Source organism: Leifsonia sp. SIMBA_070 (assembly GCF_046534635.1).
Classification (GTDB): domain Bacteria; phylum Actinomycetota; class Actinomycetes; order Actinomycetales; family Microbacteriaceae; genus Leifsonia.
The window spans coordinates 3,275,932-3,298,016 of sequence record NZ_JAWRYK010000001.1; the positions used below are offsets into that span (position 1 = coordinate 3,275,932).

Annotated in this window: 23 protein-coding genes and 2 pseudogenes; 11 read left to right on the plus strand and 14 right to left on the minus strand. The window is 64.1% G+C overall.

Annotation, left to right across the window (positions count from 1 at the left end):
- Positions 1 to 16: 16 nt before the first annotated feature.
- Genes SB754_RS15375 through SB754_RS15385 form a run of 3 tightly spaced genes read left to right on the plus strand, consistent with a single transcriptional unit; the run spans position 17 to position 3,672 of the window.
- Positions 17 to 1,561 carry a MutS-related protein gene (locus SB754_RS15375; RefSeq protein ID WP_410783182.1) on the plus strand — a complete coding sequence of 515 codons (1,545 nt, stop codon included), beginning with the start codon at positions 17 to 19 and terminating at the stop codon, positions 1,559 to 1,561.
- Positions 1,558 to 3,072: a MutS-related protein gene (locus SB754_RS15380; RefSeq protein ID WP_410783183.1), complete on the plus strand. Its 1,515-nt coding sequence runs from the start codon at positions 1,558 to 1,560 to the stop codon at positions 3,070 to 3,072. Before SB754_RS15375 ends, SB754_RS15380 begins: the two co-directional genes overlap by 4 nt.
- Before the next feature lie 12 nt (positions 3,073 to 3,084).
- On the plus strand, positions 3,085 to 3,672 hold the full coding sequence (locus SB754_RS15385; RefSeq protein ID WP_410783184.1) for a histidine phosphatase family protein: 588 nt from the start codon (positions 3,085 to 3,087) through the stop codon (positions 3,670 to 3,672).
- On the opposite strand, the gene SB754_RS15390 is transcribed toward SB754_RS15385, so the two are convergent.
- The 3 genes from SB754_RS15390 to SB754_RS15400 form a co-directional block, all read right to left on the minus strand.
- Positions 3,656 to 4,435 carry a hypothetical protein gene (locus SB754_RS15390; protein WP_410783185.1) on the minus strand — a complete coding sequence of 260 codons (780 nt, stop codon included), beginning with the start codon at positions 4,433 to 4,435 and terminating at the stop codon, positions 3,656 to 3,658. The genes SB754_RS15385 and SB754_RS15390 overlap by 17 nt on opposite strands.
- Positions 4,428 to 5,678, minus strand: coding sequence for an MFS transporter (locus SB754_RS15395; protein ID WP_410783186.1), 1,251 nt, complete (start codon positions 5,676 to 5,678; stop codon positions 4,428 to 4,430). Before SB754_RS15395 ends, SB754_RS15390 begins: the two co-directional genes overlap by 8 nt.
- 235 nt (positions 5,679 to 5,913) lie before the next feature.
- Positions 5,914 to 6,081: a hypothetical protein gene (locus SB754_RS15400; RefSeq protein ID WP_410783187.1), complete on the minus strand. Its 168-nt coding sequence runs from the start codon at positions 6,079 to 6,081 to the stop codon at positions 5,914 to 5,916.
- On the opposite strand from SB754_RS15400, the gene SB754_RS15405 reads away from it, so the two are divergent.
- Both SB754_RS15405 and SB754_RS15410 read left to right on the plus strand, forming a co-directional pair.
- On the plus strand, positions 6,058 to 6,840 hold the full coding sequence (locus SB754_RS15405) for an undecaprenyl-diphosphate phosphatase (protein ID WP_410783332.1): 783 nt from the start codon (positions 6,058 to 6,060) through the stop codon (positions 6,838 to 6,840). The genes SB754_RS15400 and SB754_RS15405 overlap by 24 nt on opposite strands.
- Before the next feature lie 22 nt (positions 6,841 to 6,862).
- Positions 6,863 to 7,273: a YkvA family protein gene (locus tag SB754_RS15410; RefSeq protein ID WP_410783188.1), complete on the plus strand. Its 411-nt coding sequence runs from the start codon at positions 6,863 to 6,865 to the stop codon at positions 7,271 to 7,273.
- A 102-nt stretch (positions 7,274 to 7,375) separates the two neighbouring features.
- On the opposite strand, the gene SB754_RS15415 is transcribed toward SB754_RS15410, so the two are convergent.
- The 3 genes from SB754_RS15415 to SB754_RS15425 form a co-directional block, all read right to left on the minus strand.
- The gene (locus SB754_RS15415) at positions 7,376 to 7,537 is read right to left on the minus strand and encodes a hypothetical protein (RefSeq protein ID WP_410783189.1); all 162 of its coding nucleotides are present in this window, start codon (positions 7,535 to 7,537) and stop codon (positions 7,376 to 7,378) included.
- A gap of 453 nt (positions 7,538 to 7,990) precedes the next feature.
- Entirely contained in the window at positions 7,991 to 8,188 is a 198-nt protein-coding gene (locus SB754_RS15420; protein WP_410783190.1) for a hypothetical protein, read from the minus strand.
- The gene (locus SB754_RS15425) at positions 8,124 to 8,303 is read right to left on the minus strand and encodes a hypothetical protein (protein ID WP_410783191.1); all 180 of its coding nucleotides are present in this window, start codon (positions 8,301 to 8,303) and stop codon (positions 8,124 to 8,126) included. Before SB754_RS15425 ends, SB754_RS15420 begins: the two co-directional genes overlap by 65 nt.
- Positions 8,304 to 8,757: 454 nt before the next feature.
- Here SB754_RS15425 and SB754_RS15430 point away from each other — a divergent pair, with 454 nt between their 5' ends.
- Positions 8,758 to 10,146, plus strand: a complete 1,389-nt coding sequence (locus SB754_RS15430) for a ParB/RepB/Spo0J family partition protein (protein ID WP_410783192.1) — start codon at positions 8,758 to 8,760, stop codon at positions 10,144 to 10,146.
- A 63-nt stretch (positions 10,147 to 10,209) separates the two neighbouring features.
- On the opposite strand, the gene SB754_RS15435 is transcribed toward SB754_RS15430, so the two are convergent.
- The 4 genes from SB754_RS15435 to SB754_RS15450 all read right to left on the minus strand — a co-directional run bounded on the left by SB754_RS15435 (position 10,210) and on the right by SB754_RS15450 (position 13,558).
- Positions 10,210 to 10,512: a hypothetical protein gene (locus SB754_RS15435; protein WP_410783193.1), complete on the minus strand. Its 303-nt coding sequence runs from the start codon at positions 10,510 to 10,512 to the stop codon at positions 10,210 to 10,212.
- A gap of 377 nt (positions 10,513 to 10,889) precedes the next feature.
- Positions 10,890 to 11,813 (minus strand): IS110 family transposase, encoded by a 924-nt coding sequence (locus SB754_RS15440; protein WP_410783194.1) that lies wholly within the window; start codon positions 11,811 to 11,813, stop codon positions 10,890 to 10,892.
- A 1,084-nt stretch (positions 11,814 to 12,897) separates the two neighbouring features.
- On the minus strand, positions 12,898 to 13,125 hold the full coding sequence (locus SB754_RS15445; protein ID WP_410783195.1) for a DUF2892 domain-containing protein: 228 nt from the start codon (positions 13,123 to 13,125) through the stop codon (positions 12,898 to 12,900).
- A gap of 10 nt (positions 13,126 to 13,135) precedes the next feature.
- Entirely contained in the window at positions 13,136 to 13,558 is a 423-nt protein-coding gene (locus SB754_RS15450) for a Fur family transcriptional regulator (protein ID WP_410783196.1), read from the minus strand.
- Positions 13,559 to 13,648: 90 nt separating this feature from the next.
- On the opposite strand from SB754_RS15450, the gene SB754_RS15455 reads away from it, so the two are divergent.
- From SB754_RS15455 to SB754_RS15470, 4 genes and pseudogenes are all read left to right on the plus strand, one after another.
- On the plus strand, positions 13,649 to 14,002 hold the full coding sequence (locus SB754_RS15455) for a DsrE family protein (RefSeq protein WP_410783197.1): 354 nt from the start codon (positions 13,649 to 13,651) through the stop codon (positions 14,000 to 14,002).
- On the plus strand, positions 13,999 to 14,154 hold the full coding sequence (locus SB754_RS15460; protein WP_410783198.1) for a hypothetical protein: 156 nt from the start codon (positions 13,999 to 14,001) through the stop codon (positions 14,152 to 14,154). The genes SB754_RS15455 and SB754_RS15460 overlap by 4 nt, the downstream gene beginning before the upstream one ends.
- 52 nt (positions 14,155 to 14,206) lie before the next feature.
- Positions 14,207 to 15,928, plus strand: a complete 1,722-nt coding sequence (gene ctaD, locus SB754_RS15465) for a cytochrome c oxidase subunit I (RefSeq protein ID WP_410783199.1) — start codon at positions 14,207 to 14,209, stop codon at positions 15,926 to 15,928.
- A 442-nt stretch (positions 15,929 to 16,370) separates the two neighbouring features.
- Positions 16,371 to 17,525 (plus strand): annotated as a pseudogene (locus tag SB754_RS15470) (IS3 family transposase).
- A gap of 113 nt (positions 17,526 to 17,638) precedes the next feature.
- Here the strand turns inward: SB754_RS15470 and SB754_RS15475 are convergent.
- The 4 genes from SB754_RS15475 to SB754_RS15490 form a co-directional block, all read right to left on the minus strand.
- A complete protein-coding gene (locus tag SB754_RS15475) occupies positions 17,639 to 18,073 on the minus strand; it encodes a hypothetical protein (protein WP_410783200.1) in 435 nt (144 codons plus the stop codon).
- A gap of 71 nt (positions 18,074 to 18,144) precedes the next feature.
- A complete protein-coding gene (locus SB754_RS15480; protein ID WP_410783333.1) occupies positions 18,145 to 19,017 on the minus strand; it encodes a cytochrome c biogenesis CcdA family protein in 873 nt (290 codons plus the stop codon).
- Positions 19,017 to 19,760: a DsbA family protein gene (locus SB754_RS15485; RefSeq protein ID WP_410783201.1), complete on the minus strand. Its 744-nt coding sequence runs from the start codon at positions 19,758 to 19,760 to the stop codon at positions 19,017 to 19,019. Before SB754_RS15485 ends, SB754_RS15480 begins: the two co-directional genes overlap by 1 nt.
- A 92-nt stretch (positions 19,761 to 19,852) precedes the next feature.
- Positions 19,853 to 20,659 (minus strand): class I SAM-dependent methyltransferase, encoded by an 807-nt coding sequence (locus tag SB754_RS15490; RefSeq protein ID WP_410783202.1) that lies wholly within the window; start codon positions 20,657 to 20,659, stop codon positions 19,853 to 19,855.
- On the opposite strand from SB754_RS15490, the pseudogene SB754_RS15495 reads away from it, so the two are divergent.
- A pseudogene (locus SB754_RS15495) lies at positions 20,658 to 22,060 on the plus strand (MBL fold metallo-hydrolase). The gene SB754_RS15490 and the pseudogene SB754_RS15495 sit on opposite strands and share 2 nt — an antisense overlap.
- Positions 22,061 to 22,085: the final 25 nt, after the last annotated feature.

The window sequence follows — 22,085 nt, forward strand, 5'->3', positions numbered from 1 at the left end:
GTAGAGGAGAACCCCATTGGCAGAGAACACTGCACCTTCGGCCAGCATCCTCTTCGCCTCCTCCCCAAACGAGCCCGCCATCGAGTTGGTGGAGGTCGAGCCGGATGCGTTCGGCGACCTGAATCTTGACCGACTGGTCGCTGATCTGACTGCCGGCCGTGACCAGTACGAGTTGAGGCCGTACTTCTTCACACCGCTTACGAGTGCTGCTGCGGTGCAGTTCCGGCACGCTGTCATCCAGGACCTCACCCAACCGCGGGTGAGGGATAGCATCCGGGTTTTCGCGGAGGGAATGCGCGCCATGCGGACCCTGCTGGCCGAGGCTGATTCCCTGCGCTACCGGCAGCAGAAGCAGCGGGTCGCTTTGGAGGCGGTGACCTGCTATCTGCGAGCCGTCGGCGGCCTGGCCTCCGGGCTTATGGATGCCGAGCTGGCCTCGCCCGGCATGCTGCGATTCCGCGACCAGTTGGATCAATACGTGGCCTCCGAGGCGTTCTCGACGCTCGCGGAGGATGCCGACCAGACCACTGACCGGCTCGAGCAGATCAGGTACAAGTTCCTGATCGACGGCGGCAGAGTCAGCGTGTTCCCGCTGACCGAGGAAGCCGACTACAGCGCCGACGTCGCCGCTACGTTCTCGAAGTTTCGGCAGGGCGAGGTCGCGTCTAAGCTGCAGAGCCGCCAGGATCCGGTTGCGATGAACCATGTCGAGGCGGGGATCCTCGGCCTGGTCGGTGAGGTGTTCCCCGATGTGTTCGATGCTCTTGCCCGGTTCGTGCAGGAACACGCCGTGTTCCAATCCGCGATGATCGCACGCTTCGACCGGGAGGTGCAGTTCTACCTCGCCTACCTGGAGTATCTGGAACGGATCCCCGACCTGGCCACGTGTCTTCCGACGGTGACCAGGGAGCCCACGGGTTCGGCGCGCGACGCCGTCGACCTGGTGCTGGCCGCGAAGCTCGCCGGAGGAGCACACCCGGTCGTCGGCAACGACTTCTCGCTCACCGGTGAGGAGCGCGTCCTTGTCGTCACCGGCGCGAACCAGGGCGGCAAGACCACGTTCGCCCGCGCCTTCGGTCAGCTGCATTATCTGGCAGCGCTGGGTCTGCCGGTTGCCGCGTCGTCCGCGACGCTGCACCTGTTCGACCGCGTCTTCACCCACTTCGAACGGCAGGAGAATCTGCAGAACCTCACCGGGAAGCTTGAGGACGACCTGCTGCGTGTTCACGCGATCCTTCAGCAGGCGAGCGGGGAGAGCATCGTGATCCTGAATGAGATCTTCACCTCGACCACCGTGAACGACGCCCTCTTCCTCGGCACACAGATCCTCGACCGGATCATCACCCTGGGGGCGCTCGGGGTGTATGTCACGTTCGTCGACGAGCTCTCGGCGCTTGGGCCGGGCACGGTCAGCATGGTCGCTGAGGTCGACCCGGCTGAGGTCACCACGCGCACCTTCCGCATTCGTCGTCGGCCGGCGGACGGGCTCGCGCACGCCACGGCGATCGCGGCCCGATACGGGCTGACGGCGGAACGGTTGCGGGAAAGGATCCACGCATGAAAGCCCACCTGCTTTTCAAGGACATCGACTTCGATACTTCGATCCGCCCCACCCGGCTGCAGCTCCAGCTCGGTGCCGACCTGGAACTGAACGCGATCGTGACCGCGATGGCAAACGACGACGCTTTCCTCCGCAACGTCGCCGAGGCTGCGTTGCTGCAACCGCTGACCGACCCGGAGCGCATCACCTACCGGCAACAGGCGCTGACCGACGCACTGAACTGTCCGGAGGTGCTCCGGAGCCTGTACGCGGTGTGCGTGCAAACGCTGGCCGAAGAAAAGAAGATCTACGGCTGGGGGCTGGGCTCGCCCACTTCGAGCCTGCATCGCTCGGTCGAGGCGCTGGAAATGTTCATCCTCCACCTGCGCCAACTCCGGCTGATCGCCGATGAGCACGCCGCCGGCTTCCACTCGCCAGCCTTCACCGAGCTCTGCCGGATGCTGACCGCCGAACTCTCCGACGACTACTTCGCCGAAATCGACGACCATCTGCGCCGGCTGCGGTTCCGGCACGGCGTGCTGATCAGCGCCCGCCTCGGACACGCAAACAAGGGCACCGAACTGGTGCTTCGGCGACCGCTGCAGCAGAAAGTGACTCTTTTCGAACGGCTCGGTTTCGCCCACCCAGCCCACTCGATGACCATCGCGGACCGAGATGAGGCCGGATTCAACGCTCTCTCGGATCTACGCAATCACGGCCTGAGCCTGGTCGCCAGCGCTCTTGCCCAGTCGACCGAACACATCAAGAACTTCTTCACCATGCTGCGCACGGAACTCGGCTTCTACCTCGCCGCGATCAACCTCCAGGACGCGCTCACCCGCGCCGGCGCCAGCACCTGCATTCCGACGCTGACAGCCAACGCCGGCTTCCGATCGGCCAACCTTTACGATGCAGCACTCGCGCTGATCAGCCAGGACCCCGTCATCGGGAACGAAGTGGACGCCTTCGACCGTTCCACAGTGGTCATCACCGGCGCGAACCGTGGAGGGAAGTCCACTTTTCTGCGCAGCGTGGGCCAAGCGCAACTCCTCACCCAGTGCGGGCTCTTTGTCCCCGCCGACGACTTTGAAACCGGTGTGCGGGATGGGATCTTCACCCATTTCAAACGGGAGGAAGACGCCTCGATGCAAAGCGGCAAGCTTGATGAAGAGCTCGCCCGGATGAGCAGCATCGTCGATCAGCTCCGGCCCGGCAGTCTGCTGCTGCTGAACGAATCGTTCGCATCAACCAACGAACGTGAAGGATCCGAGATCCTCCGGCACCTGGTTGGGGCACTCACCGCAGCAGATGTCCGGGTGGCCCTTGTCACGCACCTGTATGACTTCGCGCACCGCTACTTCACCGAGGGGCACGCTGAGGCGCTGTTCCTGCGAGCGAACAGGGACCAGAGTGGGAACCGCGACTTCCGCCTCGTCGTCGGGCCGCCGCTGCCCACCAGTTTCGGGGAAGACGTCTACGACCGTATTTTCGACGCACAGGATTCCCGGCCGCAGACCCAGCCGGTGAACTAAAGAGGAGGACACATGTCGCCGCACGCAGGGAAACAGCACCTCTATTTGGCCAGACATGGGCAAACCGTGCTCAACGCGGAAGGCCGGCTGCGCGGGTTGGCGAACCCGCCGCTGGACGAGGTTGGTCAGGCAGAGGCCGCTGCCCTGGGTCTCTACTTGCAGAACAAAGGCGTGGTCTCTGTATTCTCCAGCCCCCTGACCAGAGCTGTTACAACGGCCCGGGCGATCGCGGATGCCGTCGGCGTTGAAGCGTACGCCGATGACCGCTTCAATGACCGGGATTACGGCCCGTGGACCGGGCACGTGAAAGCCGAGGTGATCGCCGAGTTCGGAAGTGTCGACGCCGCCCCCTGCGTGGAACCGGTCAGCCAGGTGCTGGCCCGCGCCCGCCCCGCGCTTGATGCCGTCCTCGACCAGTACCCGGAGGGCGCCGTCGTCGTGGTCACCCATGACGCGGTGATCCGACCGCTACTGCGCGCACTCGACCCGCAGGTGCGCGAAATCGCTGCACCCACCGGATCGGTCAACGAGCTGTTACGCGCCGACGGGGTTTGGAGCATCCAAGCGGTGGATCTCGCGCCTTCTACGATGACCGGGTAAGCGTCAGAGGGAAGTCCCAACCGCTGAACCAGCTCACCGCTTTCACCCACGACGCATTCACCGGTTCTGTGGCCGGCAACCCCGATTGGGTCATCGAATCCGTCAATGCCCGCACCTGTCCCGCCAACTCCACCAACATCGTGCGGGTCAGTTCCAGAGCCGCGTCGCTGAACGCCTGACCGGTCAGCATGTGGGCGCGGCAGGGAAGGGTCCCCGGCTGGGCGGGGACCGACCACGTCTTCGCGCACTCGGGACAGACGGCTGCGGCCCAGAGCGGACGAGTTTCGATCAGCCATTCTGTGGTGAAGCGCATCTCGTTGGCTTCGCGGGTGAGTTCTTGCAGATCCATGCCGGCGTGGGTTACCACGATGCCGGACGGTGTGCCGCCGCGCACGTCGGCGCAGATCACGCACTGTCCATGCCGCTCGAGCGACCTGATCTGACGGTGCCGGCGTCCACTGCTGAGCCGGCCGGCCATCGTCTGCAGAAGATCGGTGTAGAGGACCGTGAGATCAAAGGGTTGATGCCCGCCGCGGGCACCCGCTCCGGCCTCCCACAGTTCGATCTCGGCAACCGCGTACGCCCAGGAGTGCCGGGGACACATGCCCCAGTACTCCTGCAGCCGCTGCCGGGTGGGGCCGCTCATGATGTCGCCGTGTACGAAGTCCCACAACACCCGGACTTCCTCTGAGCTCAACACAGCATCAACGTCCCGGCTCAACGGTCGGTCGAACCTGCTGTCACCCTCAACCGGCTCAACCACGCCGACTCCTAACCGGGACCCGGAGCACGATCGATCCGGCGAACGAGAGCAGCATCCACGCCGCCGCGTACAGGAACCCGACGGTTGGGGAGACGGTTGTGTACAGGATGCCGGCGACGACGGTCCCAACAATGTTCCCGACCGCCTGCACGCCGCCGATGACGCCGAACCCGCTCCCGCGCAGATGATCGGGAAGGATCTGAGCCACCAGCGCAGACTCTGCTGTCTCAGCGAATCCGATGCCCGCGCCGGCAAGCGCGAAGGCCATCAGAATCGCCCACCACGGGGTGGGCCCAAAAGCGAATACCGCGTAACCCAGCACGTAGACCAGCGCTCCGGCCGCGAACTCCCGCCGCGGTCCGGTTCGATCGATCCACCGGCCGCCCAGGATCGACACTCCGGCCGCCACCGCATTATGTGCTGCATAGATCAGAATGGCCGTCGACGCCGCAGCGGTCGCCGTCATTCCCTGCCCTTGGAACAGTTGCGTCGCCCGCAGGATCAGCAGTGTGGTTGCCAGGTTTCCGCACTCGAAAAGCACAATCGGCAGCAGCGGTCTACCGAGCCCCGCAGTGCGCAGCCCAGCGAGGTTGAAGCGGACCCTCTGGCGGACACCATCCCCGTGCCGACGCGCCTCGCGTGCGGCGAAGCCGATCGCGATCGCGGCGAGAACGCCGGGGATCAGCGCAAACCAGATCGCTGGCCGAATCCCTAGCCAGGCGACAAGCCCGGCGGCCGCGAGCGGTCCGACCACCGCCCCCAAGTTGTCCCCAGCGCGTTCCAGCCCGAACGCTCGCCCGTACGCGCGGCGCGGTGCGAGCGAGGAGAGCATCGCATCCCGCGCTGGTGAGCGCACGCCTCGCGACGCCCACGCCAGGGCACGAAGGATTGCCACCTGCCACACAGCGGTTGCGAGGCCGATCGCCGCGGTGGCAACGGCCGTCACCAGATAGCCGCCTGTGGCCATCACACGGCGGCGCCGCGGATCGTTCGCCAACGGCCCGCCGATCAGCTTCGCCACGCCGGTCAGCGCATCGCTAACTCCCTCGATCACGCCCAGGGAGGCGGCCGACCCGTGTAGAACACTGGTGAGAAAGCTCGGCAGAACAGACGTCGCAATCTCATGCCCCGAATCGGAGAAGAAGCTCGCCGCAGCAATACTGCCAACACCGGGCGACAACCAGGGTTCGTCGCCGGACGGGTCGCCGGTTCCGGCTGCGGACGGGTCCGACTCGGCGGTCACAACAACACACCAGAGGAGTCGCGGGCGAACGGATTCCTGAAAACAGTCAACAGCTTTCCCTATCTCTAGACAGCACAAATTGTCGAGACAGGGACTGTTGTCGGCGCCAGTGCCGAGGTTACCTACGGTGAGCCCCACCGCCGCCGCGAGAACGCGCACCAGCTAGCATGACAGACCTTCCCTCGCACACCAAGGAACGACGCGGGCTGCAGCCGTCTCACCCTGGGGAGGTGCACTACGCTTCACCGTGGCCGCCGATCGGGCGGCTTAGCAGTTTCTCGGTGCCCGGCCGGAAGGCTGACACCGTCACGATGAGAGGCGACGGATAAACCTGCTGCAAGCCCTGATCCTCGGGATCGTCGAAGGCATCACCGAGTTCCTGCCCGTCTCCAGCACGGGTCACCTCACCATCGTCGAGAAGCTGCTCGGGCTGACCGTCGACGACCAGGGTGTCACCGCCTTCACCGCCATCATCCAGGTCGGCGCGATCCTTGCCGTGATCATCTACTTCCGGTCGGACATCGCCCGGCTCTTCCTCGCCTGGATCCGCGGCTTCGGCAGCCGCCGGGCCAGAGACGACCCCGACTACCGGCTCGCCTGGTACGTGATCGTCGGCTCCATCCCGATCGGCATCGTCGGCTTCCTGGCCAAAGACCTCATCTCGGGCGGCCTGCGCAATCTCTGGGTCGTCGTCGCCGCGCTGGTGCTCTGGAGCATCGTGATGTGGGCCGCCGAACGCGTCGCCACCCAGAAACGCGACGAACGCAACGTCACCATCGTCGACGCGATCGTGATCGGGCTGTTCCAGTGCATCGCGCTCATCCCCGGCGTCTCGCGGTCCGGCGCCACGATCAGCGCCGGCCTCTTCCGCGGACTGAACCGGGTGGCGGCGACCCGCGTCTCCTTCTTCCTCTCGATCCCGGCCCTCGTGGCGGCGGGCGGCTACGAAGGGGTCACGCAGACGGGTGCGATCAGTGCATCCGTCGGCTGGCTCCCGACGATCCTGGCGACGATCGTCAGCCTCGTGGTCGCGTACGCGGCGATCGCCTGGCTGCTGCGCATCGTCGCCCACCACCCGATCACCGTGTTCATCTGGTATCGGATTGGGTTGGCAGTGCTCGTCGCCGTGCTGCTCCTCACCGGCGTCATCACCGCCACCTGAGAGCTGTCGAACGGAGTACGCCGTGCCGCAATGGGCGCAAATTCTCATCGGCGTCGCCGCCGGATTCGTACTGCTCTGGCTGGCACTGGTCGTCTTCCTCTGGTGGGAGCAGCGGCGTAGCGGAAATCAAACGAACTGGCGCGAGATCGCCCGGCTCGCGCCCGACGTTATCCGGCTGATCAAACGGTTGAGCACCGACAAGCATGTACCCCGCGCACCCCGGATCTGGCTGCTCCTCCTCCTGGTCTACCTGCTCTCGCCGATCGACCTGATCCCCGACTTCATCCCGGTACTCGGATACGCCGACGACGCGATCATCGTCGCCGTCGTCCTCCGCTTCGCCGTCAAACACGCCGGTCACGCCGCACTCGAACGAAACTGGCCAGGAACCCCAGCCGGGCTACGCAGCCTGCTACGCCTCACCGGCGTCTAGCGGCTCATTCAGCAGTTACAGCAGGGCTCGCAGAGCTCGGGGCGCACAATTGTGCGGGTCACAGCAGCCCATTACGACACCGCCCCCCATGTGTATCAGGCGTCAGTCCTCGTGCGTTTCTCTGAGGACATCGAATGCTGATTCGACCTCGCCGCGCCATGCCTCGAGGCCCTCGCGGATCGCGAGAACGGCGACGACGAGCGCGGCTACAGAGTCAGCCCACCACCAGCCGAACAGGCTATTGAGCACGAGGCCGATGAACACGGTCCCGACAGGTAGATGCACAGGATCAGCTGCTTCGCGTCAGCCTGCACGCTCTTGGAGTTGAGCTCCCGTCCGGTGCGGACCTCGAACCAGGCGAGCCCTCGCAGGGTTCCTTCTCGTCGTCTTCTTTCGCACCGGCAGCCTCAGCATGCTGCGCATGATGGGCGGCGCCCCCGAGCCGCCATCTTAACCACAACAGCGCAGGGCGGGAACACAGCGCGCACTGACATAGACGAGGTTGAAGGAACGGTGGGGCACGAACTCGCGGGTTGTGCACATCGACCGTTACGGCGCTCATCCCAAGGCCGGTTCCTGGGCTAGAACGTGTCCCGCCGCCATCGCAGCGCTACCCACAACCCGCAGCGTCGGCGAATGTAGGCAGCACCAACATCGAGCATGTGAACTGTGCGTCGCGATCGGTCGCGGCCGCAGCACGAACACACCACCGTTTCCTCACCGCTCATGACGTTCGATCGCCTCGATCAGTTGGTCGACCGTGGGCAGACCCGCAAGCCCGTCCGGGGTGTAGTAGATCCGGCAGGCGAGATCAGAGGTGCCTCCGTCGCTGGGAAAGAGATCTTCGCCGTCAACGGTGATGGTCGGCGATCCGGCAAACGGCACCAAGGCGGCCTGCTCGGGTGTGCTGAGCAATCGGAAACTGACCACCGTTGACGGTGTCGCCGAGGTGAGCGAGTGCTTCCTTGACCCGACCACCGGCCGTTTCCCAGTTCGGGCAGTCGCCAATGTGGAGCACTTCGATCTTCATGCACCAATTGTGCGCCACAAAACCGCGTTGGACACCGAGCCAATCCCGGCGCCCTCGACGCTAGATGCGGAAACCAGCCCTCCGCCATACGGGGCACGCGAACAGCGGGACAAGGTCTGTTCTCTGACCGAATCGAGGCAGATCATGATCGATTCCGAACGACTTCTCGCACTCGACGTCGCCGGACAGCCCGCGACCGTTCGCTCCTGATCTGCGTTACCCCTGCCGCACGGGAGGACCGGAGTCGCGCGCGACCCTGTGCTTGCCCGGCATCCGTCTCCCTGGCCTGCCGATCGTAGTTCGCTCCCACGGGCTACGTTCCGGGCTTTCGCGGCATATCCTCACTCGCTGCGCTCCCTGCGGTATTCCACGTCCCGGCACTCCGCCCACTCCCGCTCTCCATCGATCCCCTTGCCAGACAGGCGAACAAGAACAGTTGGTCGGAGAAGAAACCATGAGCGACAGCACCACCGCAGCCGGAACCATCCAACACCTCGACCCCCACTCCCTGATACTCGAGACAAACATGCGACCCTCCGCACCCATCACACCCGCATTCGTGCAGAGCATCCGCGAAAACGGAATCCTCACCCCGGTGCTCGGACACCTCAACGAGAAGGGCACCGTAACCGTGCGCGCCGGACAACGCCGGGTCTTCGCGGCGCGGGAAGCAGGACTCGCCACCATCCCCGTCTACCTCCTGGACGCCGACAAAGCAGCGACCGAACGGATCGTGCAGCAGATGGTCGAAAACGACCAACGCGAAGCGCTCACCGACGGTGAGCGTGCCGCAGCATTCCAGCAACTCGCGTTCGAAGGACTCACCGTCACCGCAATCGCCCGGCGCACCGAAACCAAAGCCAGAGAGGTCAAGACCGCGCTTGCAGTGACCGAGAACCAAGTTGCGGCGAGCGCAATCCAGGAGCACCCGCTCACGCTGGACCAGGCGGCCGTGCTGATCGAGTTCGACGGCGACGACGAGATCCGGGCCGACCTGATCGATGTGGCGACAAAGGACCCGGCGCAGTTCGCGCACGCAGCCCAGCGGACACGCGATGAGAAAGCCAGGGCCAAGGTCAAAGCCGACGCCGAAGCCGACCTCGCCGAACGCGGGTACACGATCCTCGACACTGACCCCGGCTACTACAACACCGAGTACAGCCGTATCGGCGAACTGCTCACCGCCGACAACGAACGGGTCACCGTCGAACAGATCGAGAGCATCGAGGGACGTGCCGCCCACGTGCGCGTCTACGCCGACGGCGACGCGACCATCAGCTACTTCATCCGCGACGCTACGGCAGCAGGCTTCCACACCTACGGAGCAAGCCAACCGAACAAGGGCCCGATGACCGACGAGCAGAAGGCCGAGCGCCGCACTCTCATCGCCAACAACAAGGCCTGGGCGTCCGCCGAAGTCGTCCGCCGTGAATGGCTCACGACCCTGTTGTCGCGCAAGACGCTGCCGAAGGACACCGCCGTGATGATCGCGCGCGGGCTCACCACGCATCGTTTGGCCGTCAGCGCGGCTACCCGGGATGGCAACGAACTCGCCCACCAGCTTCTCGGAGTTGAACGACCCGGGTACTTCGACGCGGACAAGCTCGCCGCCCTGATCGAGCAGACGCCTAGCAAGGCGCAGCACGTCGCCCTTGCGATCGTGCTCGGTGCATGCGAGAGCATCACTAGCAAGCAGACCTGGCGCACCCCCTCCCCTACCGACACGGACTACTTCCGCCAGCTCGCCGTCTGGGGCTACAGCCTCAGCGGCGTCGAGCAGATCGTCACCAGCGGCAGCGCACAAGCAACGGACGTCGCAGTTACCGTCAGCCCCGAAGCCTGACGGGTCCGGGTGGGTCCCACCTCGAAAAGGTGGGACCCACCCGAATACCACCCCCAAAGCTGATCAGTTGAGCCCGCCGACTCGCGGGCCGGCCACCGGCCCAGCCGTCACCTGTCCCCGTAGTTGCGGCAACCGGCTCAGTGAAAGGAATGGCACGCACACCGTCTCGGCAGTGAGCGCGGCCAAATGCCCGATCGGGGTGTGTGGGTCGGCAGCGATGGCCCACCCATCCATCGCGTACCGGGACACGGTGTCCACGCACTCCTTTTTCTCCTCCGATGTCGGACTGGTCGAGCCGACCACTCCGATCAGTCCCCGTTGCAATTCCGGACCCATGTGTGTGGTGTCGATGATGAATACCCGCATGATCGTTCACTCCCTGTCGATCGACCCTTCTATGGGTCGGTGTCAAATTGGTCGCCGGGCCGGCGTGACCAGGTGGGGGCGTTGGTGCTGTCCTGCTCCTGATCGTTTTTCTTGCCGTTCCGGCACAAAGATCGAGAGCGGGCGCAGGCAGCGCAGTGCCCGGAGGGAGTGGTTGCTAAGCGCAGGGAGCGCAGCGAGTGGAGTCTGCAAAAAGCGAGTGGAGGGAACGTAGCTGGTGGAGCTCGCTATGATCGGCTGCCGGATCGGAAAGAAAACCTAAGGGAAACAGCACGCCGAAGGCGTTCCATCCAGCTAAGACAGCGCCGCCTCCGTGCGGCCCCGCTTCCCTGGCCCGCCAGCTGGCTGGCCCACCCGGTTCAGCTCATGACCACGCTCAGGTGACGGAACAGCTGCCGGGCAGTGTAGCGCTTCAGACTGCGGCGGATCTCGCGTTTGCTCTTGCCCTCCGCGAGCCGTCTGGCCAGGTCATCCCGGGTCGAGGGATCGCAGCTTAACCGGACCCTCGCGATGACATCCAACGCCCGGTTCAGTTGCCGGTCGCCGTGCCGGTTCAGGCGATGCCGGGTCGTGTTCCCACTCGAGGCTTCCAACGGCGACGCCCCTGCCAGTGCGGCGAACGCGGCCTGGTTCTCGGCGAGTTGGAGGGTCAGCGCTTGGACCGAGGCCGCGAGCCTGCGAGCCTCCTGCCGGATCGTGGTCATCGCGGCGTCGTCAGTCGCGCGGTGTCGCCAGCCGGCGATCTCGCGAACCTGGGTGTCGGTGAGCGGCTTGCGTACGTCGATGCCGAGGTCGAAGCTGCGCAACAGGGCGGTCAGCGCGTTCCGCTCCGCCGTGCGGCGGCTGTCCATCGACTGCCGGGCGACCAACAGCACTCGCAGCGCCGCGCGGAGTCCGTCCGAACGTGGCGTCGTGAGCCTTTCAACGTCCGAGGCGAGCGCGGTCCGAGCCGCGGCGATGGCGTCGATCTCGTCCGACTTGCCGCGGCACGCGCGAGCCGCCCGCTTCGGCGGCCGGACGTCGCATACGTCGATGCCGGCACCGATCAGCGCGCGTCTGAGGTTGGAGCCATAGGAACTCGCGCCCTCGATCGCGACGAGAAGCCGCCCTTGAGCGCGCCGGCGGATCCAAGCCAGTGCCCGGCTGAGCCCGTTCCCCGTCGTTGGGAACGTCGCCGAATCGAGACGGCGCCCGGTTCCTGCTTCCAGAACGGCATAGGTGTGTGTTCGTGCATGCGTGTCGACGCCGACGACGTGGTCATAGTGATCAGCCACGGAGCTCACTCCGATGGTCCCCTTCCATTGAACGAACAATCCAATTCGTCGGTCTGGAGACGTTTCGAGGCGGAACTCTTATGAGTCACACGAGCCGGTTTCACCGGTTCGCGGACGACCTTCTATCAAGCCATCGGAACAAGCAAACCGACGCCCAGTTCGGCGCACGGACAGATCGATCGAAAGGCACCCGAGGGGCCATTTTTGTTTTGAGTCACGCGACGCCAACCCGGACGTCAGTCTGCCAGCCAGTCCCAGACCAACCGGTCTCATTAGAGTTCTTGTTTGCCTTCCGGCGGCGAGATCGAGAGCGAGTGGGAGGGGCGCAGTGCCGTGACCGTGGAATACCGGACCGAGCTTGCGAGGGAGGATATGCCGCGAAAGCCCGGCACGGAGAACCGGAAACGAGCTACGATCGCCCGGCGGAAAGACAAACAAGGCAGCAGGTGCAGCGCCGCCGCAGGCGGCTCAACATGTTTCCACGAGCGCAGTGGCGCACAGCGGAACTTCCAGTCGATCTCCGACGTCCGCGACCGGCTTATGCCCGCGAGATCGGCTGGCCCCGACTCCGGAGCGAGCTTCGAGAAGCCTTTGGGGTGTTAGCTCTTCGGGGTCACAGGGTCGTGGCGTGAACACATTTACGCCACGGTGGCGGCAACCTCGGCAACAAGGTGCGCCATGCGCCAGGACGGCTCTAGCGAGGCAGTCGAGGATCTGAGTACAGGTATGATCAGCGGTCGCGCCGGAGCCTACCGCCGATCGCGGGGTCGACGAAGGTGACGACCGCATTGAGCGCCGAAATTAGCGCGAAGTCTAGGGTGGCCGGCCCGGGCACTACAGCGTTCTCAAGCAGATGCAGGCCCATGTCCTTCGACCAAAGGTGCTGCCCCGTAACGCCAGAACCGGACGACGACAGCAGCCAGTCCCGCGCTGCCGGACGAGCGGGGCCAGAGCAGGGCGAAGCGCTGCGGGGGCCCGGGATCATCAGCGATCGAGGGGCGTGGCGGTCGTGGTCATGCGGTGACGCACGGTGATGTGGCTGCGTCCGGCGAGGTAGTGCTGGAGTCGCACTTCTGACCGACGGCTCAGTGCCTTACCGGGCTTCGCGGGCTCGGATCTTAGCGCCGCTCACCGGGAGCCGAAGAAGCGGCGCAATCACGCACCAATCGAATATGCCCGCCGCTAGAGGAACCAGGCCGACGATGATCAGCACGACGCCCCAGCCCGACCAAAGGAGAGCGCCTATCGCGATGATAATCAGGCCGGCCACGATACGCGTGATGCGGCCCGTTGTGCTGGCCATGAACTTTGAGAATTTCATTGTCGTTCCTTCAATCGTTGGGATGACTTGCTTCGGCACATACCTCGCAGCACCCGTGAACAGTTATCCCGTCCCTGACGATGTTGCGACCTAGTTGGGTTTGAATCTGATCGACCACTGCCGGGCCAAGGGCAATGTCGAACATTCCCCCGCACGATGTACATCTGAAGTGGTCATGTGGGTCCGGGTTAGCGTCCAGCACAACGGTTCGGCCATCGCTGGGTGCGTAACGGGCATGCCCACTGTCCACTAAGCGCGCCGTAATTCGGTGTACCGACGCTATCGAGAGCCGCGGCAACGAGCGCACCGCCTCTTGGTGCAGCTGGTAATTCGTCGCGTGGCGCAATCGCTTCAATGCATCACTCACCACGTCGACCTGGATTGTTCTGCCCACGCCTCCACTATGCGCCAAAGGATCACAAAAGTAAACCATTTGCGAAAGGGCTTCGGCCTGGCCCCTCTTGCGGTAAACCCCTGGGGGTTTAGTGTTGTAACCGTTAGTGCGCGAATAATGGGAGGTGTCGTGACAGAGCAGACGGAGCGCGGGGTAGTTTTTCAGCTCTCGGAGAGCGGTCCGGAAAAGATCGCGGCAGCGGTGCGGAACGTCAACAATGTGCTCGCCAGCCTCGGCTCGGAGACGCTGATCGAAGTAGTGGCTCACGGCGAAGGGATCGTCGCGGTCCTCGCTGAGAGTTCGTTCGCATCCGACATCAACACGATCGTTGCCAAGGGCGTGGTCGTATCAGCCTGCGCCAATACTCTTGAGCGCAAGTCCCTGCCGGAAAGCGCGCTGGTTCAAGGAGTCACAACCGTGCCGTCGGGCATCGCAGAACTGGTACAGAAGCAATGGGCCGGCTGGGCGTACATCAGGCCATGACGACAGAGACCGCGTTTTCGCTGATCCGAAAGACCACCGCCCGGAAAGATGTGCAATTGTTCCTCATCGGCCTCGTTGTCGCGAGCACTGCAGCAGCATCGACCACGCTGATCTGCCTCTCCTGCTCGACTCCCGGCTTCGGCGGCCGCTGACTTTTGGCACCTGACACCGACACTTGACACCTCACAGGAGATAAGTCGCACCATGGTCATGACTAACGACAACCGTCCGATCACCCGCGAGTCAAACAGCGTTGAGCGCAAGGGAAATGTGTTCGTGAGCTGGGTGACCTCAACGGATCACAAGACGATCGGGTACATGTACCTGATCACGTCGTTCCTCTACTTCTTGATCGGCGGCGTGATGGCGCTGATCATCCGCGCCCAACTGTTCGAGCCGGGTCTGCAAGTGGTCGCGACCAAGGAGCAGTACAACCAGCTGTTCACCATGCACGGCACGATCATGCTGCTGCTGTTCGCGACGCCGCTGTTCGCCGGTTTTGCCAACGTGCTCATGCCGCTGCAGATCGGCGCGCCAGACGTCGCGTTCCCGCGGCTGAACGCGTTCGCGTTCTGGCTCTACGCCTTCGGAGCCGCGATCATGATGGGCGGCTTCCTCACCCCGCAGGGCGCCGCCTCCTTCGGCTGGTTCGCCTACGCCCCCCTCTCCAGCACCACGTTCACACCCGGGATCGGAGGAAACCTCTGGGTGCTCGGGCTCGCTCTATCTGGGTTCGGCACCATCCTCGGCGCGGTGAACTTCATCACGACGATCATCACGATGCGCGCGCCCGGTATGACGATGTTCCGCATCCCGATCTTCACCTGGAACACCCTGGTGACCTCGATTCTCATTCTCATGGCGTTCCCGGTGCTCGCAGCCGCACTGTTCGCCCTCGCCGCCGACCGGGTGTTCGGGGCGCACATCTTCGACGCCGCCACCGGTGGAGCTCTGCTTTGGCAGCACATGTTCTGGTTCTTCGGTCACCCCGAGGTGTACATCATCGCGCTGCCGTTCTTCGGGGTCGTGTCCGAGATTTTCCCTGTGTTTAGCCGGAAGCCTATCTTCGGATACAAGACCTTGATCTACGCGACCATCGCGATCGCCGCCCTGTCGATCACGGTGTGGGCGCACCACATGTACGTCACCGGCTCGGTGCTGCTGCCCTGGTTCTCGCTGATGTCCATGCTGATCGCGGTCCCCACCGGCGTAAAGATCTTCAACTGGTTGGGCACGATGTGGCGAGGGTCGCTCACGTTCGAGTCGCCGATGCTCTGGTCGATCGGCTTCCTGATCACCTTCACCTTCGGTGGTCTGACCGGTGTCATCCTGGCGTCGCCGCCGCTGGACTTCCACGTGTCCGACACGTACTTCGTCGTCGCCCACTTCCACTACGTGGTGTTCGGCACCGTCGTCTTCGCGATGTTCGCCGGGTTCTACTTCTGGTGGCCCAAGTGGACGGGCAAGATGCTCAACGACCGGCTGGGCAAGTGGCACTTCTGGCTGCTGTTCATCGGGTTCCACACCACCTTCCTCATCCAGCACTGGCTGGGCGTGGTCGGCATGCCCCGCCGGTACGCGACCTACCTGCCGTCCGACGGCTTCACCTGGATGAACCAGGTCTCGTCGATCGGCGCCGGCATCCTCGCCATCTCCATGATCCCGTTCTTCGTCAACGTCTACCTGACCGCGCGCAACGCGCCGAAGGTCACCGTCAACGACCCGTGGGGCTACGGCCGATCGCTCGAGTGGGCGACCAGCTGCCCGCCACCGCGCCACAACTTCACCTCCATCCCGCGCATCCGCTCGGAGTCGCCCGCGTTCGACCTCAACCACCCCGAGGCCGGCATCCCGATCGGAATCGGCCCGGCCAAAGACGCGCCCGACGCACCCACCGTCGACATGGCTGACGGCCAAGTCAAATGAGCGAGAGGCACTCCCGAGGTAATACCCGCGCGCTGCACATCGCACAGAAATCGTCGGCCAACACGCAAATGACCCTCGAAGAGGCCGATCGGATCACACGGAACTATCAGGCGGGCGCCTTGGACCCGCAGATTCCGGGCACCATGGACATCGTTTACGAGGCGCACCGAGTACAGCTCAACGCGTATATGTGGGGAACAATGTCCGGCCGACCCCACACGCAACGGCGACGGCGACTCGTCCTGGCCTGCTGCGCGATCGCAGCAGCCACCAGCACGGGCCTGAGCGTGGTATTCCTCGCCTCACACTAAAGCACCCCTTCGCTACGTCGTAGTAGCCCCGGAACTCAGGCAATAAGCGAACCACAGGGAAGCAGGCATTACCCCAGTTCGGGTATGAATCGCCCTGGCTTTGGTTCCGCTTCCTTTAGGAAGATGGAGTCATGCCTCGTAAGTATCCGCCGGAGTTTCGGCAGCGCGCGTTGCGGCCGTCGAAGGAGGCGTTGCCCGATTATGAGTCCGAGTTCGAAGCGATCCGTCATGTTGCGACCAAGCTCGGGATCAGCGCCGAGGGGCTGCGTCGGTGGCACCGTCAGTCCGAGATCGATGCCGGTTCCCGCGTGGCCGTGACGACGTCGGAGAGCATGGAGTTGAAGCGGTTGCGGCGGGAGAACGCGGAGCTACGTCGCGCGAACGAGACATTGAAGGCCGCGTCGGCGTTTTTCGCCGCGGAACTCGACCGGCCCACGACGCGGTGATCGCCTTCATCAATGCGATGAGGGACCGTTTCGGGGTCGAGGCCATCTGTCGCGTCCGCGCGGCGACAGAGACTGGATTCATCACCTCCCGCGGCTTTCAGGCAGCGACGACCCGTCCGCCCTCAGCCCGGCAGCTCTCGGACGAGGTGCTCCGGGGAGATCGCTCGGCTGCACGCGAAGAACTAGGGAGTCTGTGGGGTGCGGAAGATGTACGCTTTGATGCGTCGGCAAAGGTGGGCGCTGGGCCGGGACCAAACCGGTCGGATCATGCGTCAACTCGGATTGGCCGGGGCTCGCCGCTCGAAGCGGGTGTTCACCACCCGCCCGGACCCGGCTGGGGCGCGGCCGACTGATCTCGTGCGACGCCGGTTCACCGCAGCCGGCCCACGGAAAGCAGGGGTCGCGCCGACATAACCTATGTCCGCACCTGGTCCGGGTTCGCCTATGCTGCATTCGAGACCGACGTGTTTTCCCGCCGGATCGTGGGCTTCAACGTCGCTGGCACGCTGAAGGCGGACGTCCTGCCATTGCAGGCGCTGGAGATGGCGGCGTTCGCCGCCGGCGGGGACCTGTCCGGGCTCACCCACCACTCCCACCACGGATCGAACTACATGTCGCTGGTGTACACCGACCGGACCCTCGAACTCGCGCAATCCCGTCCACAGGAACGGTTGAGGACGCTACGACAACGCTCTCGCCGAGGCAGTCAACGGGCTCTACAAGACCGAACTGATCCGCCGCCGGGGACCCTGGCGCACCATCGAGCAGGTCGAGCTAACCACGGTCGAGTGGGCTTGGTGGTGGAACAACCAGCGCCTCCACCGAGAGCTCGACTACTAGGCCCCCGCCGAAGTCGAGAACAGCCTCTACACTGAGCGCGAATTCCCCTCCTGGCACCCGCCTGCCACGGAACCCTAGGAACCAAAGCCAGGTCGATTCAGTAACCGGATTTGTTACCCGTCGAGGCGTGAAGGTAACTCCGGTCGAATGCGAGGCACGGGGCAGGAGTCCTCATTAGTGATACGTCGCCATAGAGCCCAGACCATGATGCCGATGGATGCTCCCGCAAGGTAGGGCTGGATGGGCTCGAAGTACTGCATCGCGCCGGAGGCCCCGAGCACTAACAGCACCAGCTTGTTACAGACCGGGCATCCGACCGCGAAGAAGGACAAGAGCGCCCCTGCCATACCGAATTTACCGCTTCGCGGAATACCTACTGCGGCGGGGCGAGCAACGTAGGTTGCCGTCAGTAGGCCGGAGAGAGCGGCGGTCACAGCCAGCACAGGCCACGCCCACGGTGTGGGCGGGACCTCGCGGCTGAACAGCGGTGTCTCGATCAAGTCGGTCGGCACGGCGATGGTAACGGTGACCAGCAGCGCAGACACCACCGCAGCTATCCAGCGGCGCAGAGGCCACCCCCGAAGGTTCGTTGCCGCGATCCGCCACCGTTGGTGCATTGTCATGGCTCCGTGCTCCCGCTGTCAGATGTGCTTGTTGCCTGTCTGGCAGATCCATGACCTCGCGCCGACCGGGCGCTCCGCAACGCCCACACGCCGATTACCGCCAGCGCAAGGGCAGTGAACCCGAGGACGACTGCGGCGTTGCTGATCCCGGCTGCTGACGCAAGGGCCCCGCTCTCCGCTGCTGCTTGCTGTTCGGAACTCAGGATCCCGACCGCTCCATTCAAGCCGTCGGTGACGAGCAACAGAACACCGATGCTGATCGAGAATGCGCCTGCGACAATCGTTGCCCAGGAGTTTTCCCACCTGCCGATCCGAAGGCTCCGCGGACGAATCGCACGACGAACGCGGCCACCGAACCGTGCCCACATCAGCGCCAGCAGCAATAGCGGGACCACCATTCCAAGCGCGTAAAAGCCAAGAAGGATCCCCCCCTGGAGCGGATCGCCGCCCAATGCGGCGACAGTCAGGATGGTTCCTAATACTGGTCCTGCGCACACGCCCGCCACGCCGTAGACCGTGCCCAGCACGTATACCCCAACCGGTGAACTCGCGTCACCACTCCCCTTCCGGGCAAGACCAGGGAGCGGGACGGCTAAGACCTGCAGCGCGCCGATACTGATGACCAGGATGCTCGCGGCCAGGACGAGTGGTCCGCGATATTGCTGGATCAACGCTCCCAAGCTTCCGGCCGCCGCTCCAAGGGGAACTAGCGTTGACAGCAGACCAAGAAAGAACAGGACCACTCGAACGATCAGCGTCCGTGTCCGGTCGAACGCGAAAGCGAAGAACGCTGGCAGGAGCATCACCGAACACGGACTCAACAGGGCAAGCACTCCGCCGGTTAGAGCGCCGGCAAATCCGATAGACATCACGTGCCAGCCTTGAGTTGCTGATCGATGGCATCCCGGAAGACATCGACAGGCTGCGCTCCCACCAATGGTGTCGATCCGATGAGGAAGGTTGGAGTTCCAGTGATGCCGAGGGCATATCCCTCCTGCTGCTCACGCTGTACGTCGGCACGGACCGCGACGTCGTCGAGCGTTGCTTCGAACGCGGCCATGTCCGGGACACCGGCTTGCCGGGCGAGATCGAGAAGTCTCTCCCGGGATAGGTCTGCATGGCCACGAGATGGCGCGACGTCATACACCTTCTCGTGAAACTGCCAGAACCGTCCTTGGGCTGCGGCGGCACGACCAGCTACCGCAGCGTCAATCGACTGATCGCCAAAGACTGGCATATCGTGCCATTCGATTCGAAGAAGCCCCTTGTCGACATACTCCCGAACGAGCGCGGGCTGCGTATCACGAGCGAAGACACCGCAGAACGGACATCGGTAGTCGGACCACTCAATGAGGACCACCGGCGCATCCACCTTCCCAAGAGCACGCTGGTCGTTCGCGTTCCGACGACTGAGCTCAGGAATCGCGCTAGCCGAGGGTGTTTTCGCCGTCGGTGGCGCCGTTAGCGGAGACCCTCCCTGACCAGGGGCGCCAACAAGGAGCGCCGTTGCACCTCCGACTAGGACCACAACTGTGGCGGCTACAGCAGCTAGCAGGAGAGGCCGTCGAGGCGATCGGGCAGTAGTGGGCGGCATCAAGTCTCCTCTAGTCATCCGTCGGCTTCTAATACCCTACGGGGTATAAGCTGGACGACTCGTGGCAAACACCACGGGTGCCAGCGACCTTCTGGATGAAATAACGACCGCTATCCGGCGCGTCGCGCCCGGAGCACCGTGTCAACACCGGTATCGCCGCCGGCAGCAGTCTCGTGGTCTGTGTCGTCGCGATGGATGGTCTCGTTGCGCAGAATCGTGTACTCATCGCCCACAACGCTGGCGAGAAGTTGCGGACTGTATAGAACGGCGGATTCGGTGGGCCCGTGGCCGCCGTGCGATGGATTGGTTTCGTCGTGACCGACGATGAGAAGCGTCCCGCCGGGCGCGACCCAGCCGGACACGCGACGGAGGGTGCTCTGGTTATCCCTGAGATGAAGGTACGCAACGATCACAAGATCGAACACGCCTGGTGGCTTCCAGGTGTGCACGTCGCCCAGCTCCCATGCCACTTGCTCGGCGCCCGGACGCGTCTGGGCGCGTTGAAGTGCCACCGGCGAGAAGTCCATGGCCGTCACGGACCAGCCCTGTCGGGCGAGCGCGGTTGCGGTGCGACCATCGCCGGCGGCGACATCTAGTGCCCTGCCCGGGCGCAGTTCTGCCGCAACGTCGAGAACAACCCGTGGCGCAGACGCGGCCCAGAGCCTCCCCGCTGTGGTTTCGGCATACCTCTCGTCCCACCACGCGCTTGACGATGGGTTACTCATGCCATCCTCCATCCCGCTACGGCGTCTAATCCGCTCGCAGCTCCCGCCTCGATCCCTTGAGCGAGAAGCCTCGCATTCCGCTCGATTAGTGGTCGTACACGGCTCATGCGGCGCGCGAATCGGAGGCGACAAACCATTGCACAATACCCTAGGGGGTTTAAGCTGGCGAAGGAACCCCGAGGAGGACTCCATGCTGCTTGAACGCTTCTATGACGATGATCTTGCCCAGGCGAGCTACCTCATCGGATGTCAACAGACCGGCGAAGCAATCGCGTCGACGGCCGGCGCGACATCCGTTCATACATCAACACGGCCCAGCGCAACGATCTGCGCATCGTCGCGGTCACCGAGACGCACATCCACGCGGACTACTTGTCGGGCTCGCGCGAGATCGCCAGGGCGACGGGCGCCCGGCTGTACGTGTCGGGTATGGGCGGCCAGGACTGGCAATACGGTTTCGACGCCGAACGCTTACATGATGGTGATGTCATCACCATTGGCAATGTCCGTCTTCAGGCTCGACACACACCGGGTCACACCCCGGAGCATCTGGTCTTTCTGGTCACTGACGGCGCGTTCGCGGATCAGCCTGGTTACCTCCTTTCCGGTGACTTTGTTTTCGCGGGCGATGTCGGCCGACCTGATTTGCTCGATGAGGCAGCGGGAGGCGACGACACCCGGTTCCAGGGCGCTCATCAGATGTTCGACAGTCTCCGCAACGTTTTCCTTACGCTGGAAGATCATGTTCAGGTGTATCCCGCGCACGGCGCCGGCAGCGCATGCGGGAAGAGCCTTGGCGCGATCCCCGCGACAACTGTCGGGTACGAGCGTCGATATGCCTGGTGGGCCCCCTTGGTCGGTGGCGACCGAGAGGCGTTCGTCGCGGAGCTCTTGAACGGACAGCCCGATGCGCACGCATATTTTGCGCGCATGAAGCGCGAGAACCGGGACGGACCAGCGCTGCTCGGCGACCTCCGCCCTGTTCCGACCGTCCCTCACGACGATGCCCTTCGCCTGGTCACAGACGATGAGGCGATCTTCATCGACACCCGGACACCGGACCAAGTGCGCACGGGCACCCCGATCCGGGCATTGGCGATCCCTGGCACGGGAAAAACCGCCAGCTGGGGTGCGTGGGCACTCGATCCGGAGAGCGACACGCGTCCCCTCCTGCTGTTGGCGAAGGACCAGCACCAGGCCGACACGATCCGTGACCATCTGATTCGAGTCGGTATCGACCGAATTGCTGGGTTCGTCACAACATTGGAGGGATTCACGCTGGTACCGTCCGCGCAGATTCCCCCGGCCGATCTGGACATGCTGACAGATCCGCTAATCCTGGACGTCCGCGGGCAGGGCGAATTTGAGGAGGGGCACATTCCCGGAGCGCGAAATGTCAGTGCCGGCAGGATCCTCCGAGACAAAGCCCAAGTACCGGCAGATCGCCCGGTCGTGTCGTACTGCCAATCGGGTGCGCGGAACATTGTCGCTGCGCAAGCGTTACGCCGCGCAGGTTTCGACCTGCGCGAACTCACCGGAAGCTACCTCGGCTGGCTCCAGCACAAGGACGAAGCACGCACCATTGCCGACTGAAATTCTGTAGCCCTCGACCGTCAGC

Bases quoted from the DNA above. Each gene is read 5' to 3' on its own strand.
- SB754_RS15380 (WP_410783183.1), top strand. From the start codon at position 1,558: ATGAAAGCCCACCTGCTTTTCAAGGACATCGACTTCGATACTTCGATC.
- SB754_RS15385 (WP_410783184.1), top strand. From the start codon at position 3,085: ATGTCGCCGCACGCAGGGAAACAGCACCTCTATTTGGCCAGACATGGG.
- SB754_RS15425 (WP_410783191.1), bottom strand. From the start codon at position 8,303: ATGAAGATCGAAGTGCTCCACATTGGCGACTGCCCGAACTGGGAAACG.
- SB754_RS15430 (WP_410783192.1), top strand. From the start codon at position 8,758: ATGAGCGACAGCACCACCGCAGCCGGAACCATCCAACACCTCGACCCC.
- SB754_RS15435 (WP_410783193.1), bottom strand. From the start codon at position 10,512: ATGCGGGTATTCATCATCGACACCACACACATGGGTCCGGAATTGCAA.
- SB754_RS15445 (WP_410783195.1), bottom strand. From the start codon at position 13,125: ATGAAATTCTCAAAGTTCATGGCCAGCACAACGGGCCGCATCACGCGT.
- SB754_RS15450 (WP_410783196.1), bottom strand. From the start codon at position 13,558: ATGGTTTACTTTTGTGATCCTTTGGCGCATAGTGGAGGCGTGGGCAGA.
- SB754_RS15460 (WP_410783198.1), top strand. From the start codon at position 13,999: ATGACGACAGAGACCGCGTTTTCGCTGATCCGAAAGACCACCGCCCGG.
- ctaD (WP_410783199.1), top strand. From the start codon at position 14,207: ATGGTCATGACTAACGACAACCGTCCGATCACCCGCGAGTCAAACAGC.
- SB754_RS15480 (WP_410783333.1), bottom strand. From the start codon at position 19,017: ATGTCTATCGGATTTGCCGGCGCTCTAACCGGCGGAGTGCTTGCCCTG.
- SB754_RS15485 (WP_410783201.1), bottom strand. From the start codon at position 19,760: ATGACTAGAGGAGACTTGATGCCGCCCACTACTGCCCGATCGCCTCGA.
- SB754_RS15490 (WP_410783202.1), bottom strand. From the start codon at position 20,659: ATGGAGTCCTCCTCGGGGTTCCTTCGCCAGCTTAAACCCCCTAGGGTA.